Origin of the sequence: Trinickia sp. LjRoot230 (assembly GCF_964253315.1) — a bacterium.
Lineage (GTDB): Bacteria > Pseudomonadota > Gammaproteobacteria > Burkholderiales > Burkholderiaceae > Trinickia.
This window is the reverse complement of the sequence record NZ_CAXUQX020000001.1, coordinates 4,187,113-4,202,612: the sequence shown is the minus strand read 5'-3', so window position 1 is coordinate 4,202,612 and position 15,500 is coordinate 4,187,113. Positions and strand designations below refer to the sequence as shown.

At 63.5% G+C, this 15,500-nt stretch carries 10 protein-coding genes; 3 read left to right on the top strand and 7 right to left on the bottom strand.

Annotation, left to right across the window (positions count from 1 at the left end):
* Nucleotides 1-49: 49 nt before the first annotated feature.
* A complete protein-coding gene (gene putA, locus ACSQ20_RS19250) occupies nucleotides 50-3,991 on the bottom strand; it encodes a trifunctional transcriptional regulator/proline dehydrogenase/L-glutamate gamma-semialdehyde dehydrogenase (protein WP_436022770.1) in 3,942 nt (1,313 codons plus the stop codon).
* 297 nt (nucleotides 3,992-4,288) lie between these two features.
* On the opposite strand from putA, the gene ACSQ20_RS19245 reads away from it, so the two are divergent.
* Nucleotides 4,289-4,474, top strand: coding sequence for a hypothetical protein (locus tag ACSQ20_RS19245; RefSeq protein WP_436022768.1), 186 nt, complete (start codon nucleotides 4,289-4,291; stop codon nucleotides 4,472-4,474).
* 279 nt (nucleotides 4,475-4,753) lie between these two features.
* Here ACSQ20_RS19245 and ACSQ20_RS19240 read toward each other — a convergent pair whose 3' ends face one another.
* Nucleotides 4,754-7,012 carry a primosomal protein N' gene (locus ACSQ20_RS19240; protein WP_436022766.1) on the bottom strand — a complete coding sequence of 753 codons (2,259 nt, stop codon included), beginning with the start codon at nucleotides 7,010-7,012 and terminating at the stop codon, nucleotides 4,754-4,756.
* 464 nt (nucleotides 7,013-7,476) lie between these two features.
* Entirely contained in the window at nucleotides 7,477-8,574 is a 1,098-nt protein-coding gene (hemE, locus tag ACSQ20_RS19235; protein ID WP_436022764.1) for a uroporphyrinogen decarboxylase, read from the bottom strand.
* A gap of 160 nt (nucleotides 8,575-8,734) precedes the next feature.
* On the opposite strand from hemE, the gene ACSQ20_RS19230 reads away from it, so the two are divergent.
* Nucleotides 8,735-9,520, top strand: a complete 786-nt coding sequence (locus ACSQ20_RS19230; RefSeq protein WP_436022762.1) for a transporter substrate-binding domain-containing protein — start codon at nucleotides 8,735-8,737, stop codon at nucleotides 9,518-9,520.
* Nucleotides 9,521-10,102: 582 nt separating this feature from the next.
* On the opposite strand, the gene ACSQ20_RS19225 is transcribed toward ACSQ20_RS19230, so the two are convergent.
* Nucleotides 10,103-11,839, bottom strand: coding sequence for an AMP-binding protein (locus ACSQ20_RS19225; protein WP_436022760.1), 1,737 nt, complete (start codon nucleotides 11,837-11,839; stop codon nucleotides 10,103-10,105).
* 303 nt (nucleotides 11,840-12,142) lie between these two features.
* Here ACSQ20_RS19225 and ACSQ20_RS19220 point away from each other — a divergent pair, with 303 nt between their 5' ends.
* A complete protein-coding gene (locus ACSQ20_RS19220) occupies nucleotides 12,143-12,397 on the top strand; it encodes a hypothetical protein (protein ID WP_436022758.1) in 255 nt (84 codons plus the stop codon).
* A 98-nt stretch (nucleotides 12,398-12,495) separates the two neighbouring features.
* On the opposite strand, the gene ACSQ20_RS19215 is transcribed toward ACSQ20_RS19220, so the two are convergent.
* From ACSQ20_RS19215 to atpG, 3 genes are all read right to left on the bottom strand, one after another.
* Entirely contained in the window at nucleotides 12,496-12,924 is a 429-nt protein-coding gene (locus ACSQ20_RS19215; protein ID WP_436022756.1) for a F0F1 ATP synthase subunit epsilon, read from the bottom strand.
* 82 nt (nucleotides 12,925-13,006) lie between these two features.
* Nucleotides 13,007-14,401, bottom strand: a complete 1,395-nt coding sequence (gene atpD, locus ACSQ20_RS19210) for a F0F1 ATP synthase subunit beta (protein ID WP_436022754.1) — start codon at nucleotides 14,399-14,401, stop codon at nucleotides 13,007-13,009.
* A 96-nt stretch (nucleotides 14,402-14,497) separates the two neighbouring features.
* Nucleotides 14,498-15,373, bottom strand: a complete 876-nt coding sequence (atpG, locus tag ACSQ20_RS19205) for a F0F1 ATP synthase subunit gamma (RefSeq protein ID WP_436022752.1) — start codon at nucleotides 15,371-15,373, stop codon at nucleotides 14,498-14,500.
* Nucleotides 15,374-15,500: the final 127 nt, after the last annotated feature.

Below are 15,500 nucleotides of genomic sequence, written 5' to 3'. Positions count from 1 at the left end.
TCGGGTTCGCCGTACCGCTTCCGGCTTTGAATCCGTCGACAAGGGTCGCTCAGCCGATCGTCATCAAATTCGCATTGCCGCCCGCCGCCGCGGTATTGACGCTGACCGAGCGCTCCGTCAGCAGCCGTTCGAGCGCGTAATCTTCGTCGCTGCCGTTGGCGAACGCGTGAGTCGCCACGCCCTGCACCGATACGATCGGCCCCGGGCGCTGCGCCACTTCCTTGACCCATGCCAGCAGCTCGTCGCTGTCGCCTTCGAACAGCACGGCATCATACGGCGCATCGGCGCTAGGCTGTATGCTCGCAAACGGCTTCAGTTGCGGCGGCAACGCGGCGATGAGCGCCTCGCCCGCCGCGCCCGAGAAGAGCGCGTGATTGCCCGTCGCCAGGACGGCAGCCAGCTGCGCGCGGGCGCCGCTCGGCGTCGACGGCACGCAGCATACCGTACCTCGCGCGCCGAGCGTATAGGTGTTGCGCTCGCCGGTCGGCCCGGGCAGCACAGCCGTGGCGCCGGCGGGCAGATTCGCAAGGTAGCCATCGCAACGCGCGGCGAGCATAGGCTCACGCTCGGCGATGAGCCAGTCGCGCAGCGCAACAAGTGCGGCACGCGGCGCCAACTTGCTGTCGCCGTTCGCTTGTGCCGGCCTGTTGTCCGCCACGAGCGCGCGTGCAAGCGATTTCGGCAAACCCGCGGGACGCTTGGCCAGCAAACGCTGCAAGTAAAGCGCGCCACCGGCCTTCGGCCCCGTTCCCGAGAGCCCTTCGCCGCCGAATGGCTGCACGCCCACCACTGCGCCCACCACGTTGCGGTTCACGTAGATGTTGCCCACATGCGCACGTTCGATGACATGCGCGATCGTTTCGTCGATGCGCGTATGGATGCCGAGCGTAAGGCCATACCCCGTCGCACGGATTTGCTCGAGCACTTGATCGAGCTCGCTGCGCCGATAGCGCACCACATGCAGCACGGGCCCGAAGACTTCGCGTTCGAGATCGGCGAGCGTATCGATTTCAATCAGCGTGGGCGCGACAAACGTGCCGTGCGCGCAGACCTCGGGCAGCGGCATCAGCGTCACCGCCCGACCCTTCTCCTGCATCGCGGCGATATGCGTGTCGATGGTGCGCTTCGCTTCGGCATCAATGACAGGGCCGACATCGGTCGACAGGCGATCGGGGTTGCCGAGCACCAGCACCTGCATCGCGCCCTTGAGCATTTCGAGCGTGCGTTCGGCGACATCTTCCTGCAAACACAGCACGCGCAGCGCGGAGCAGCGCTGACCAGCTGAATCGAAGGCCGACTGGAGCACATCGGCGACGACTTGTTCGGCCAGCGCCGATGAATCGACGATCATCGCGTTTTGCCCGCCCGTCTCGGCGATCAGCGGAATGGGCCGGCCATCGGCGTCGAGGCGGCTGCTCAGCGTCTTGTTGATCAGGCGCGCCACTTCGGTCGAACCGGTGAACATGACGGCACGCGTGCGCGCATCGGCCACGAGCGTCGCACCGACCGTCTCGCCATCGCCGGGCAGCAACTGCACAGCGCCCGCCGGGACGCCGGCCTCTCGCAACAGGCGCACCGCTTGGGCGGCGATCAGCGGCGTTTGCTCAGCAGGCTTGGCCACGACCGTGTTGCCCGCCGCCAGCGCCGCGGCAACCTGGCCCATGAAGATGGCGAGCGGGAAGTTCCACGGGCTGATGCAAACGACCGGGCCGAGCGGCCGATGCGTGTCGTTCGAAAATTCGTCGCGAATCTGCGCCGAGTAGTAGCGCAGGAAATCCACAGCCTCGCGAATTTCGGCGATGGCATTCGGCAGCGATTTACCGGCTTCGCGAACGATGAGGCCCATCAGCGTATGCATCTGCGCCTCGAGCAGATCGGCGGCGCGTGCGAGGCAATCGGCACGCGCCTCGACCGGCGTGGCTTGCCAGATCGGCGCGGCGGCCACAGCGTTGGTCAGCGCCGCGTCGACATGCTCGCGCGTCGCCTCGACGACGGCGCCCACCACGTCGCGATGGTCAGCCGGGTTGCGCACGTCGCGCGCGGAGCCGGCAATGACATCGCCTTCCCCGAGCATCGGCGCGGCACGCCACGGGTAATGCGCGCTCGCGAGCAATGCCGACGAAAGCGACGCAAGACGATGTTCGTTCGAGAGATCGAGGCCCATCGAGTTGTCGCGCTCGGGGCCATAGAGATGTCGCGGCAGCGGAATTTTCGTATGCGGCGCGCCGAGTGGCGTGACCTTGCACGCTTCGTCGACCGGGTCGACGACGAGCGCGGCAACAGGTATCGATTCATCGGCGATACGGTTGACGAACGATGTGTTCGCGCCGTTTTCAAGCAAGCGCCGCACGAGGTAGGCGAGCAGCGTTTCATGCGTGCCCACCGGCGCGTAGATGCGGCACGGACGGTTGAGCTTCTCGCGGCCCGTCACTTCTTCATACAGCGGCTCGCCCATGCCATGCAGGCATTGGAACTCGTACTGGCCAGGATAGTAGTTCTGGCCCGCCAAATGGTAGATGGCCGCGAGCGTATGCGCGTTGTGCGTGGCGAACTGCGGGTAGACCGCATCGGGCGCGCCGAGCAGACGCTTTGCGCAGGCCAGATAGGAGACGTCGGTGTAAATCTTGCGCGTATAGACCGGATAGCCTTCGAGGCCGTCGATCTGCGCGCGCTTGATTTCGCTGTCCCAATAGGCGCCCTTCACGAGGCGCACCATGATGCGATGACGGCTACGGCGCGCGAGTTCGATCAGGTAATCGATGACATACGGGCAGCGCTTCTGATAAGCCTGCACGACGAAACCGATACCGTTCCAGCCCGCGAGTTCGGCGTCGAAGCACAGCGCTTCGAGCAGATCGAGCGATAGTTCGAGCCGATCGGCTTCCTCAGCATCGATGTTCAGACCGATGTCATAGCGGCGCGCGAGCACGGCAAGCGCGCGCACGCGCGGCAGCAGCTCGCTCATCGTGCGTTCTTGCTGCGCGCGCGAATAGCGCGGGTGCAGCGCGGAGAGCTTGATCGAGATGCCCGGGCCTTCGTAAATGCCGCGCCCGCCCGCCGCCTTGCCGATGGCGTGGATGGCCTGCTCGTACGACGCGTAGTAGCGTTGCGCATCTTCTTGCGTCGTCGCGGCCTCGCCCAGCATGTCGTACGAGTAGCGAAAGCCACGCGACTCGTATTTGCGGCTGTTGGCAAGCGCTTCGGAAATCGTTTCGCCCGTGACGAACTGTTCACCCATCAGACGCATCGCCATATCGACGCCTTTTCTGATGAGCGGCTCGCCGCCCCTGCCGATCAGCCGCGTAAGCGCCGACGACAGCCCAGCCTCGCTGTTGGTCGTCACGAGCTTGCCGGTGATCATCAGACCCCAGGTGGCCGCGTTCACGAACAGCGACGGCGCGTTGCCGACGTGCGATTTCCAATCGCCCTTGCTGATCTTGTCGCGAATCAGTGCGTCGCGCGTGGCACGGTCAGGGATGCGCAGCAGCGCTTCCGCGAGACACATCAGCGCCACGCCCTCCTGGCTCGACAGCGAGAATTCGTGAATGAGCCCCTCGACGCCGCCGCCAGTACGCTTCGCACGCAATGTCTCCACCAGGCCGCCGGCCATCTTGCGCACGTCTGCCGCGAGCGAGTCCGGCAGGCGCGCTTCGCCGATCAGAAACGGGATGCATTCGGGCTCGGGGCGGCGGTAGGCCGCCGTGATCGCGGCGCGCAGCACCGATTGCGGCTGCACACTTTGCGCGAAATCGAGGAACGGATGCGGCGCACCCTCTTCGTCTTGATCGCCCGCCGAGGCATCCGGAAAGTCGGCTACGCCGCTTGCGCCGGTCAGCTCCGGGGGCATCTGACCGTGCTCGATTTTTTCGAGATAGGCAAAGATGGCCTGCTTGATGAGCCAATGCGGCGTGCGCTCGAGACGCGCGGCGGCCTCTCTGAGACGCGTGCGCAGAAGGTCGTCGACTTTTACACCCAGGGTTGTGCTTGCCATGATTCTTCGCCGCCAGCCATGAGCCAGCTTATGACCAAAAAGTTGGCCGAATCGTACGCCTCCCAATAAAAAGGTGCAACCGAATTCACAGAGAGGTTGCACCTCGTGAAAAGCGTTGGTACACAAGGGTTTTAGCGCAGTGGCACCGGTCGGGACGGTGCGCTTGCGGGTCGGTGTTTTCCCTGAGCCAAAAACGTTGCCAACCGCCCTCTTGGTGCGCTGGGCGCTGCCGTAAACACAGGTAAGCGCCCTGGCAGAGCCCTGAGCACCGAGCGCGGAACGAAAGGAGAGGCAAAAATGGAAAAGTGGCTTGTATTAGGCGCCATCTGGGCAGCGACGGTGGTGTGCCTCGCACTTTTCGTTCGCGGTTCGTCGCCGGCAATGGGCCGGGCCGTGACGCTGGCGCGCATACGCAACACGCGTCTGAGGGCGGAACACGCACAGCGCGAAGCATTGGAACTCGACGCGAGAAGCCGCCGTTAATACACGGGACGCGAACGGCCCGGCATGCGCGCACACGCGCGCATGCCGCAACCTACTTTGAGAATTCAGATGCTTTGCCCACATGAATGCCAGTACTCGGCCCGTCACCGGCAACCGCTCAAGCGGCGCCAGGGCGGCACCCGCGCGAAGCGCAGTCGCCGTCACACGCGTCGCGCGACCCGGCTATGCCATCGACATGCGCACGCGTGCCCGCGCCTCGCGGATGCGGTTGCGCTGGGTGTAACTGACGACAACCCGGCCGCGCTGCCCGCCGGCGGTTCAGATATCGAGCGGATCCACTTCGAGGTTCCATCTGAGCACGCCTTTCGTCGCGCGCAGCGCCGGTTGCCATGCTCGCAGCGCTGCAAGCAATGCCGCGCGCGAGGCGCTTTCAACCAGCAATTGCGCGCGATGCACGTTCGCCACTTTGACGATGGTCATTGGCACGGCGTCGTAGATCGTCACGCGCGCCGCCGAATCGATGCCGGCGAGCGCCGCAGCGGCGGCCTGCAAGAACGCCAGCGCGGCCTCTAACGTGCGCGCTTCGGCGCGCAGCAGCGCCTGGTACACGAACGGTGGCAAATGCGCGTCGCGCCGTTCGGACAGCGTCGCATCGACAAACCCCACGTAGTCGTGCCGTGCCAGCGCCTGATAGAGCGCGTGGCGCGCATAACGCGTTTGCACGAGCACCTCCCCTGGCAGCCCGGCGCGCCCGGCGCGACCACTGACCTGCATCAATTGGGCAAAAAGCCGTTCCCCCGCCCGAAAGTCGTGCGAAAAAAGCGCTGCATCCGCGTTGAGCACGCCGACCAGTGAAACACGCTGGAAATCGTGCCCCTTCGCGATCATCTGCGTGCCGACGAGGATGTCGACCTCGCCCGCGTGCACGTCCGAAAAGAGCGCCTGTGCGCTGCCTTTGCGCCGGGTGCTGTCAGCATCGATACGGGAAATACGTGCGCCGGGCAGCAAGGCGGCAAGTGTTTCCTCGACACGCTGCGTGCCGCGGCCCAGCGGCGCAATATCGACGTTGCCGCAATCGGGACAGGCGCGCGGGACACGTGCTTCCCACCCGCAGTGGTGACAGCGCAACGCACGTTCGGGCTTGTGTAAAACGACATAAGCGCTGCAGCGCGGGCACCCAGCCACCCAGCCGCAGGCGTCGCAGGAAAGCACGGGCGCGTAGCCACGCCGATTCAGGAAGACGAGGCTTTGCTCGCCGCGCTCGAGCCGCGATTTCAAAGCCGCCATGAGCGGCCCCGAGAGCCCGTCCACGCTGGCCCGGCCTCGCCTGCGCTCATCCTCGAGATCAATCATCCTAACCGTCGGCAACACGGCGGCGGCCACCGCACGACGCGTCAGCGCGAGCCGCCGGTAGCGGCCCTGCTCGGCCTGCCACCAGCTTTCGAGCGACGGCGTGGCCGAGCCGAGCACGATCGGTATCGAAAGCTGCTTGGCGCGCCACACTGCCAGATCGCGCGCCGAATAGCGCAGCCCTTCTTGCTGCTTGTAGGCCGGCTCGTGCTCTTCGTCGACGATGACCAGCGCGAGCCGCGGCAGCGATGCCAGCACCGCGAGACGCGTACCGAGCACGATGCGCGCGTGGCCGCGATGAGCGGCAAGCCAGCTTTGAGCGCGCTCGCCGTCCGCCATGCCGCTGTGCAGCGTGACAATGGCCGCATCGCCATGAACGGCCGCGAAGCGCTCACGGAACGTCGCTTCGAACTGCGGCGTCAGGTTGATCTCGGGCACGAGTACCAGTGCTTGGGCGTCCGGCCGTGCCGTGAACAGCGCATCGAGCGCATGCAGATAGACCTCGGTCTTGCCGCTGCCGGTCACGCCGTGCAGCAAGAAGGGCGCGAAGCCCTGCGCCGCGGCGATCGCCGCGACCGCCTGCGTCTGCTCGTCGGTGAGCGACGGCCGAACGCCGCCCAATGCGCCGGACGCGTGCCCGTGCGCGGCCGACGGCCGCGGCTCGGCGACATCGCGCTCGACAACGCTCGCCCAACCCTGCGCCTGCCATCCGTTGAGCGTGGCGCGCGCCTTCGGATGAAACGCTCGCGCGTCGTCCGCATCCAGCGCTTCGCGTTCGATCAGCGCCGCTGCGAGCCGGCGCAACGCACCGGCGCGCGCGGGCAGCGCCTCAGGCAAGGCGGCACGGCCCGCTTCAGTGGCCGCAAAGAACGTCTTGCGCACGCAAAGCCGCCCCCAGCGCGTCGCATCGCGCAACGCCTGCGGCAACGCGGGCAACGCCACTTCTCCGGCCGAACGTTGATAGTAATCACTCGCAAACGTCACGAGCGCGAGCCAGTCGGCACCGAGCGGCGGGCACGCCGTACACAGCGCGCGCACGTCGCGCAACCGGGCGGGCGGCACATCGCTGGCGCTGCTCACTTCCCAGACGAGCCCCACGACCTCCCGCTTGCCGAACGGCACGCTCGCGAGCATGCCTGGTTGCGGCGCGAGCGACGGATCGCACCGATAGTCGAACAGCGTCGGCACAGGGTGGTCGAGCGCAACCCGGACAAAGACCTCGCTCATACCCTGGGAAATCCTCTACGTCGCGCGAAAAAGCAGGATGCCCGATCGACAGGCTCCGAGACGACGGGCGCGAACTTAAAGTAAAACATGACATTCGCCGCTAAGTTGAGGATCTTCCTGAGGATTGCGCGGCACGGCGTGCCGCCTGTGGATAACTTTGTTGAAAACTGGCCTACCGAAGGCGTCAAACGGCGCCGGCGCGCCGTTCCGTGGGCTACCGCACACTTTTGGGCATCGCCCGCAAACCCTTGTCGAACAAGGCCAGCCAGCGCGAACTACATCGTTTGCAGTGGTCCGTCAACCTGCCCTCTCTCTACTGCGGCGCAACGTGAAGAATGTGTATAAGTCAAGTCTTGACAACGACGCAATGACCGGAGGACGCGACCATGCCCGAGGGTTGCCCCTTAGAGCGAGAGCCCAGTTCGCTGCAATGCAATAAAAGTGTCATCGTCGGGCCGGCTCGGTCACGCCGTGTGACTCGCGCCTCGCATCGCGCGGCTCGCCGTATGCACTTCGTCGACCAGTTCGGCCACGCTCTCGGGCGGCGTGAACTGCGAGATGCCGTGGCCGAGGTTGAAGATATGTCCGGGGCCGGCGCCGAATCGTTCCAGTACCGCACGCGCTTGCGCGCGGACCGTCTCGGCCGGTGCGAATAGCACGGCGGGGTCAAGATTGCCTTGTAGCGCGACGCGAGCGCCGACCCGCGATTTCGCGCGGGCAAGATCGACCGTCCAGTCCACGCCGACCGCATCGACGCCCGCATCGGCGATCTCTTCGAGCCACTGGCCGCCGCCCTTCGTGAATGTGATAACGGGCACGCGCGCCCCTTCGTGCTCGCGTTTGAGGCCACGCACCACCTCCCGGATGTAGTGGAGCGAAAACTGTTGAAAGATGTCGTCGGCAAGCGCGCCACCCCAGCTATCGAAGATCATCGCCGCCTGCGCGCCTGCTTCGATCTGCGCGTTCAGATAGGCGGCCACGGCCTGCGCGTTGACCTCGAGAATCCGATGCATCAGGTCGGGCCGGCTGTAAAGCATCGCCTTCACGGTCCGGAAATCGTCCGAGCCGCTGCCTTCCACCATATAGCAGGCAAGCGTCCATGGGCTGCCGGAAAAGCCAATCAGCGGCACCCGCTGGCGGCCCTGGCCATCGGTCAGCGCGCGCCGGATCTCGCGCACGGCGTCGGTCACGTAGCCGAGGGTCTCGCCGATCTCCGGCACCGCAAGCCGCGCGACGTCGGCCTCGCTGCGCACCGGCCGTGCGAAGCGCGGGCCCTCGCCCGCCGCGAACGACAGGCCAAGCCCCATCGCATCGGGAACCGTCAGGATGTCCGAGAAGAGAATCGCCGCGTCGAGCGGATAGCGTTCGAGCGGCTGCAGCGTCACTTCGGTCGCGTATTCCGGGTTCGTGGCAAGACCGAGAAAGCTGCCGGCGCGCGCGCGCGTCGCGTTGTATTCGGGCAAATAGCGGCCGGCCTGGCGCATCAGCCAGATCGGGGTGTAATCAGTAGGCTCGCGCAGCAAAGCGCGCAAGAAGGTGTCGTTGATGAGGGTCGAGGCCACGTTGGTTACGCGAACGGTGCGGGCAAGGAAAGCGGCCATTCTACCGGAGCGGCGAAGCGCGCCGCGGCATCGGCACGGTACGCGGACGATCGCGCTGCTGTTACGATCTCGACGAACACCCATTCAACCGACGATCGACACTCGACGAAGGAGACCCTCGATGCGAAAAACTGTTGTTGCCAGCCTGATCGGCCTTGTCTTCACGAGCACAGCGCTTGCGCAAACCGCCGGCGACGCCGCGCCGGCCTCGCGGCTCGACACCATCATGGCGCGTGGCACGTTGCGCGTATGTACGACGGGCGATTACAAGCCGTACACGTTTTTGAAGCCGGACGGCACGTTCGAAGGAATCGACGTCGAGATGGCCGAATCGTTGGCGAAATCGCTTGGCGTCAAGACGGAATACGTGAAGACGACCTGGCCCAACCTGACGAAGGATTTCATCGCGAAATGTGACATCGCGGTGGGCGGCGTCTCGACAACGCTCGAGCGTCAGAAGCACGTGTTTTTCACGGCGCCTTACATGATCGACGGCAAAACGCCCATCGCGCGATGCGCCGACGCCGGCAAGTACCAAACCGTCGCGCAGATTGATCAACCGACGACCCGCCTCATCGTGAATCCGGGCGGGACCAACGAGCGCTTCGCCAAGGAGTATCTGCCGCACGCGGCGCTGACCGTGTATCCCGATAACGTCACGATCTTCAAGCAGATCGTGACCGGCAAGGCCGACGTGATGGTCACCGATGCGTCCGAAACGCTGCTGCAGCAAAAGCTCAACCCGGGCCTCTGCTCGATCCATCCGTTCAAGCCGTTCCAATATGGAGAGAAAGCGTACATGGTGCCGCGCGGCGATGTGGCTTATCAGCAGTACGTCGACCAATGGCTGCATCTGGCGCGCGAGACGGGGGAATTCCAGGCCATTTCGGATAAATGGTTGAAATGAGTCCTGGCGAGGTCGCTGAGCGTCGGCGAAAAGAAACGATGATGGGTGCCCGCCGGTGTCCGTCCCGGTCTTGCCGACGCAACATCGCATTTCGGGACGATTTTGCAGATTATATTGAGACGCAGTTGCATCAAATGAAATCAGCGTTTTGAACTCGGAGATTAATTTTGATTCGCCGCCGCAATCAATTCCGAAAGCGCCGATAATTCGGCAATATTGACTCAAATTACCGTAGAACCGGCAAAAAGGCGCGCCAAACCCTTGCCCAGCGAGGGTTACATCCTGAAACACTTTGTTACCGCGTCTCAAAGGCAATTCGCCCACAATGCCCTTCAACGGTTTCAACACAGATGTGATTCGACGCCCAATATTTGATTCGGGCAATTTGTCGAGCATCGATCAGTCGGATCGAATCCCAATGGGAACATCTTTGCTGGGGCCGTTGCGAATGCGGTAAGTGCCGTGTTCGCAGGTTCCTTCATTGGTCTCCTCGCGCTAACCCCGTAGCGTGTGGTTTTTAGCGGGCCGCTGGCCCGCTTTTTTTTTGCCTGACGGGTTTGCACGCCGGCTTGAGGTATCAGTTCAGCAGGTCTTTGGCGGCGCGAGCCCGAGTTCCTCGATCATGCGCTCTCGCATGATAAACTTCTGCACTTTCCCGGTCGCTGTCATCGGCATTTCGTGCACAAAGCGCACATAGCGCGGCACCTTGTAGTGCGCGATTTGCCCCTCGCAATACTCCCGCAGTTGCTCCTCCGTCATCTGCTCACCGGGCCGCAACGACACCCACGCGCAGACTTCCTCGCCGAACTTCGGATCGGGAACGCCGAAGACCTGAACGCTCTGAATCTTCGGGTGCCGGAACAGAAACTCCTCGATCTCGCGGGGATAGACGTTTTCTCCGCCGCGAATCAGCATGTCCTTCAGTCGTCCGACGATATTGCAGTAGCCGTCGGCATCGATGGTTGCCAAGTCCCCGGTTCGCATCCAGCCATCCACGATGGCCTCGCTCGTGCGGGCCTCGTCGTCCCAATAGCCCATCATCACTGAGTAGCCGCGCGTCCAGAGCTCGCCTATCACGCCGACCGGCACGATCTGCCCCGCAGCATCGACAATCTTCGCTTCCAGATGCGGCTGGATCCGGCCGACGGTCGATGTGCGCTTGTCGAGCGGGTCCGTCGTCGCGCTTTGGAACGAGACTGGGCTCGTCTCCGTCATGCCGTAGGCGATCGTGATTTCGGACAGATGCATGCGCGCCACGACGCGCTTCATCGTTTCGATCGGGCACGGCGAGCCCGCCATGATCCCAGTGCGCAGCGACGTCAAATCGAATGTTCCGAACTCGGGATGATCGAGTTCCGCGATGAACATGGTCGGCACGCCGTGCAGCGCCGTACACCGTTCTTCCGATACGGCCGCGAGTGTTGCAGCCGCGTCGAATGCCTCGCCCGGAAACACCATCGCGGCGCCGGCCGAGACGCACGCCAGTACCGCCAACACCATGCCGAAGCAGTGGTAAAGCGGCACCGGGATGCACAGCGTGTCGTTCTCGGTGAGCCGCATCGCCATCGCGATATGGCGCGCATTGTTGACGATGTTGCGGTGCGTCAGTGTCGCGCCTTTAGGGTTACCGGTGGTGCCGCTCGTGAACTGAATATTGATCGGGTCTCGGGCCGCGAGTGTTGCGCCGATTGCATCGAGTGCGGCGACATCAAGTGATGCACGCCCCATTTCGACCAATTCGCAGAAGGTCAGCATGCCGGGGCTGGGTGTATCGCCCATTCGTACGACGGTGCGTAGCTGCGGTAAGCGAGCGGCATGCAGCTCGCCACCGTTCGCGCCGCCCAGTTCGGGGGCGAGCGTGCGCAGCATCTCGCAGTACATCGACGTCTTGAAGCGCTCAGCCGTCACGATTGCCGTGCATCCCGATTTGTTCAGTGCGTATTCGAGTTCGGCGAGCCGATAGGCCGGATTCACGTTCACGAGGATCGCGCCAATGCGGGCCGTGGCGAACTGCGTCATCAGCCATTCGACGCGGTTTGGCGACCAGATGCCAACGCGATCTCCGCGAGTAACGCCGAGCGCGGTAAAGCCTGCGGCCAGCACGTCGACTTCTTCGGCGAATTCGCGCCAGGTCCAGCGGATGCCTTGGTCGCGGAACACGACAGCGGGTCGATCAGGGAAACGCTTGGCTGTTGCGGTGAGGAATTCGCCGACGGTTGCGTCGGAAAGCGGCGGATGGGTTTCTCCGCGGACATAGGAGAGACCATCTTGCGGCGCAATCATGGCACCGCGCTTGTTGCTGGCGTAGTCGGTTGGCATCGCGTTGTCTCTCGTCCCATGCCCTCGTTTTGCGGATTGATTCTGCCACTGCGCAGGCCCTGCACGCACTAAGGGATACCCGCGTATTGCGCCGCGCCGCCCAGAACGCGGGGGAGCGCGGTTTCGTGAGCGTATCCATTGCCTCACACCTGATCGGATCGGCGTCGCGATGGCGATCTACAGTGACGGGACTCCGATCGGAACGCCTACGCAGCCTCAACAGGTTCGCGGACCGTTGACAGCACTGACCGCGCCACGCACGAGCCAACTACCGGGTCCGCCGCCAGCCATCGAGGCCGAGGATTGGTCGTCCGGGCAACTGGGGCGGGCCTGGGCATCGCGATGCTCGGGACTATTGCCGCATGCAGCCCAGCCGAGACATTCGACGCCTATCAGAAATGGAGCTGGCGAGTCCAGATGCAAGACAACGTCGTGCGCGACGAGGCCGGCGCTGCAACGGGAGACGACAAAGTTCGGTTGCGAAAGCAAGACGATGCATTGGAACAGACCGATGCATACCTCATGTGGATGATCAACATGACGTCGCCCTATTCCTGATACCTGATCACCTGATCACGCCCCAGGAAACCAACAAAAAAAATGCCGCACAGCGATCACGCTGCACGGCATTTTTAGTCTTCGCCCTTCGCTTGTCGTCAGTGCTGCGACGTCCGCATCTTGCGCAGCCGCTGAATGGCCGCCAACTGCGCAACAGCGTAAGCGAGTTCCGCCTGCGCCGTTGCGTACTCCAGGTTCGAGCCCGAGTTCTGCAGTGCTTCTTCCGCACGCTTGCGCGCTTGATCAGCCTTCGCCTCGTCGAGATCCTTGCCCCGGATCGCGGTGTCGGCCAGCACCGTCACGGCGCCCGGCTGCACTTCGAGAATGCCGCCGGCCACGAAGACGAATTCCTCGTCACCGTTTTCGGCCTCGATGCGGACCGCGCCCGGGCGGATGCGCGTGATGAGCGGCGTGTGGCCCGGCAAGATGCCGAGCTCGCCCGCTTCGCCCGGCAGCGCGACAAACTTCGCCTCGCCCGAGAAGATTTGCTCTTCCGCGCTGACGACGTCTACTTTGATGGTTGCCATATCGACTCCAATCCCACAGCTCTCGACCGGAGCCAGTGCAATGCAGTGCATGCACCGGCGCTGGCCCCATGGTACTCAACCCTTACTGGATCTTCTTGGCCTTCTCGAAGGCTTCGTCGATCGTGCCGACCATGTAGAACGCTTGCTCGGGCAGATGATCGCATTCGCCTTCGACGATCATCTTGAAACCGCGAATCGTCTCCTTGAGCGGCACATACTTGCCCGGCGAGCCCGTAAACACTTCCGCCACGTGGAACGGCTGCGACAGGAAACGCTGGATCTTGCGCGCACGGGCCACCGACAGTTTGTCTTCGGGAGACAGCTCGTCCATGCCGAGAATCGCGATGATGTCGCGCAGCTCTTTATAGCGCTGCAGCGTTTGCTGCACGCCGCGCGTGATCGCGTAATGCTCTTCGCCGATCACGTTCGGGTCGATTTGACGCGAGGTCGAATCGAGCGGGTCCACCGCGGGGTAGATACCGAGCGACGCGATGTCACGCGACAGCACGACGGTGGCGTCCAAGTGGCCGAACGTCGTGGCCGGCGACGGGTCCGTCAAGTCATCGGCAGGCACGTACACGGCTTGCACCGACGTGATCGAGCCCGTCTTCGTCGACGTGATGCGCTCTTGCAGCTTGCCCATTTCTTCGGCGAGCGTCGGCTGATAGCCCACTGCCGACGGCATCCGGCCGAGCAGCGCCGACACTTCGGTGCCGGCCAGCGTGAAACGGTAGATGTTGTCGACGAAGAACAGCACGTCGCGGCCTTCGTCGCGGAAGTGCTCGGCCATCGTCAGACCCGTCAATGCCACGCGCAGACGGTTGCCCGGCGGCTCGTTCATCTGGCCGTACACAAGCGCCACCTTGTCGAGCACGTTCGAATCTTTCATCTCGTGGTAGAAGTCGTTCCCTTCACGGGTACGCTCGCCCACGCCCGCGAACACGGAATAACCACCGTGCTCCTTCGCGATGTTGTTGATCAGCTCCATCATGTTGACGGTTTTGCCCACGCCGGCACCACCGAACAGACCCACCTTGCCGCCCTTCGCGAACGGGCAGATCAGGTCGATCACCTTGATGCCGGTTTCGAGCAGTTCCGTCGACGGCGACAACTCGTCGAACGCCGGTGCCTTCTGGTGAATCGAGCGCAGCGTCTCGCCGTTGATCGGACCGGCTTCGTCGATCGGACGGCCTAGCACGTCCATGATCCGGCCGAGCGTCGGCTTGCCGACCGGCACGCTAATCGGCTTGCCCGTGTTCCTGACCATTACGCCGCGGCGCAAGCCGTCGGCCGCTCCAAGACAAATGGTACGCACGACGCCGTCACCCAGCTGTTGCTGGACTTCGAGCGTCAGTTCCGTGCCTTCGAGCACGAGCGCATCGTAGACTCTCGGCATGTGCTCGCGCGGGAATTCCACGTCGATCACCGCGCCGATGCACTGTACGATCTTGCCGTCAACCAAAGCAGTAGTACTCATCGCTTTTCCTTTAGATACTCAATTCTTCACTCGCGCAACGGGCGCAGTTCCGAGCGGCCTGTACACGGCGGTTAGCGCCATGCGCATCGCTCAGCATCAAACCGCGGCGGCACCGCCAACGATTTCCGACAGTTCCTTCGTAATCGCGGCCTGGCGGCTCTTGTTGTACGACAGCTGCAGTTCGTTGATGACGGTCTTCGCGTTATCGGACGCCGCTTTCATCGCTACCATGCGAGCCGATTGCTCCGACGCCATGTTTTCGGCAACGGCCTGGTACACGAGCGCTTCGACATAGCGCACCAGCAACTCGTCGACAACCGCTTGCGGGTCCGGCTCGTAGATGTAGTCCCACGTCGAACTCGGCGTTGTCTTGTCGCCCTCGAAGTGCTCGGCCGCCAGCGGCAGCAACTGCTCGATCACGGGCTCCTGCTTCATCGTATTGATAAAGCGCGTGTATGCGAGATACACCGCCGAGACCTTGCCCTCGGAGTACAGATCGAGCTGCACCTTCACGGCACCGATCAACTTTTCGAGATGCGGCGTATCGCCAAGCTGCACGACGTGCGAGACGACCTTCGCGCCGAACCGGTTCAGGAAGCCAAAGCCCTTGCTGCCGATGGCCGTTGCTTCGACCGTCTGGCCCTTCGCGTCGAGCTCCTTGAACTTTTGCAGCGACGCGCGCAGCACGTTCGTGTTCAAGCCGCCGCACAAGCCCTTGTCGGTCGTGACGAGGATGATGCCGGCCGCCTTCGCACCGTCGTTCGACACCATGAACGGGTGACGATACTCGGGGTTGGCACGACTCATGTGCGCAGCGATATCGCGGACTTTCTCGGCATACGGACGAGCGGAGCGCATACGTTCCTGCGCGCGGCGCATCTTCGATGCGGCCACCATCTCCATCGCCTTGGTGATCTTGCGCGTGTTTTGCACGCTCTTGATCTTGCCGCGGATTTCCTTCATTCCAGCCATTGCTTGCTCCCTTGCCGGGCTGAGTTAGCGCTTTAGCTGTCGGCTACAGTTGGTGCTTTAGCACCTACTGTAGCCCCATGCAAAGCTGCTATTCAGGCCCCATGCACAGCTGATCGAAGCCGCGCGT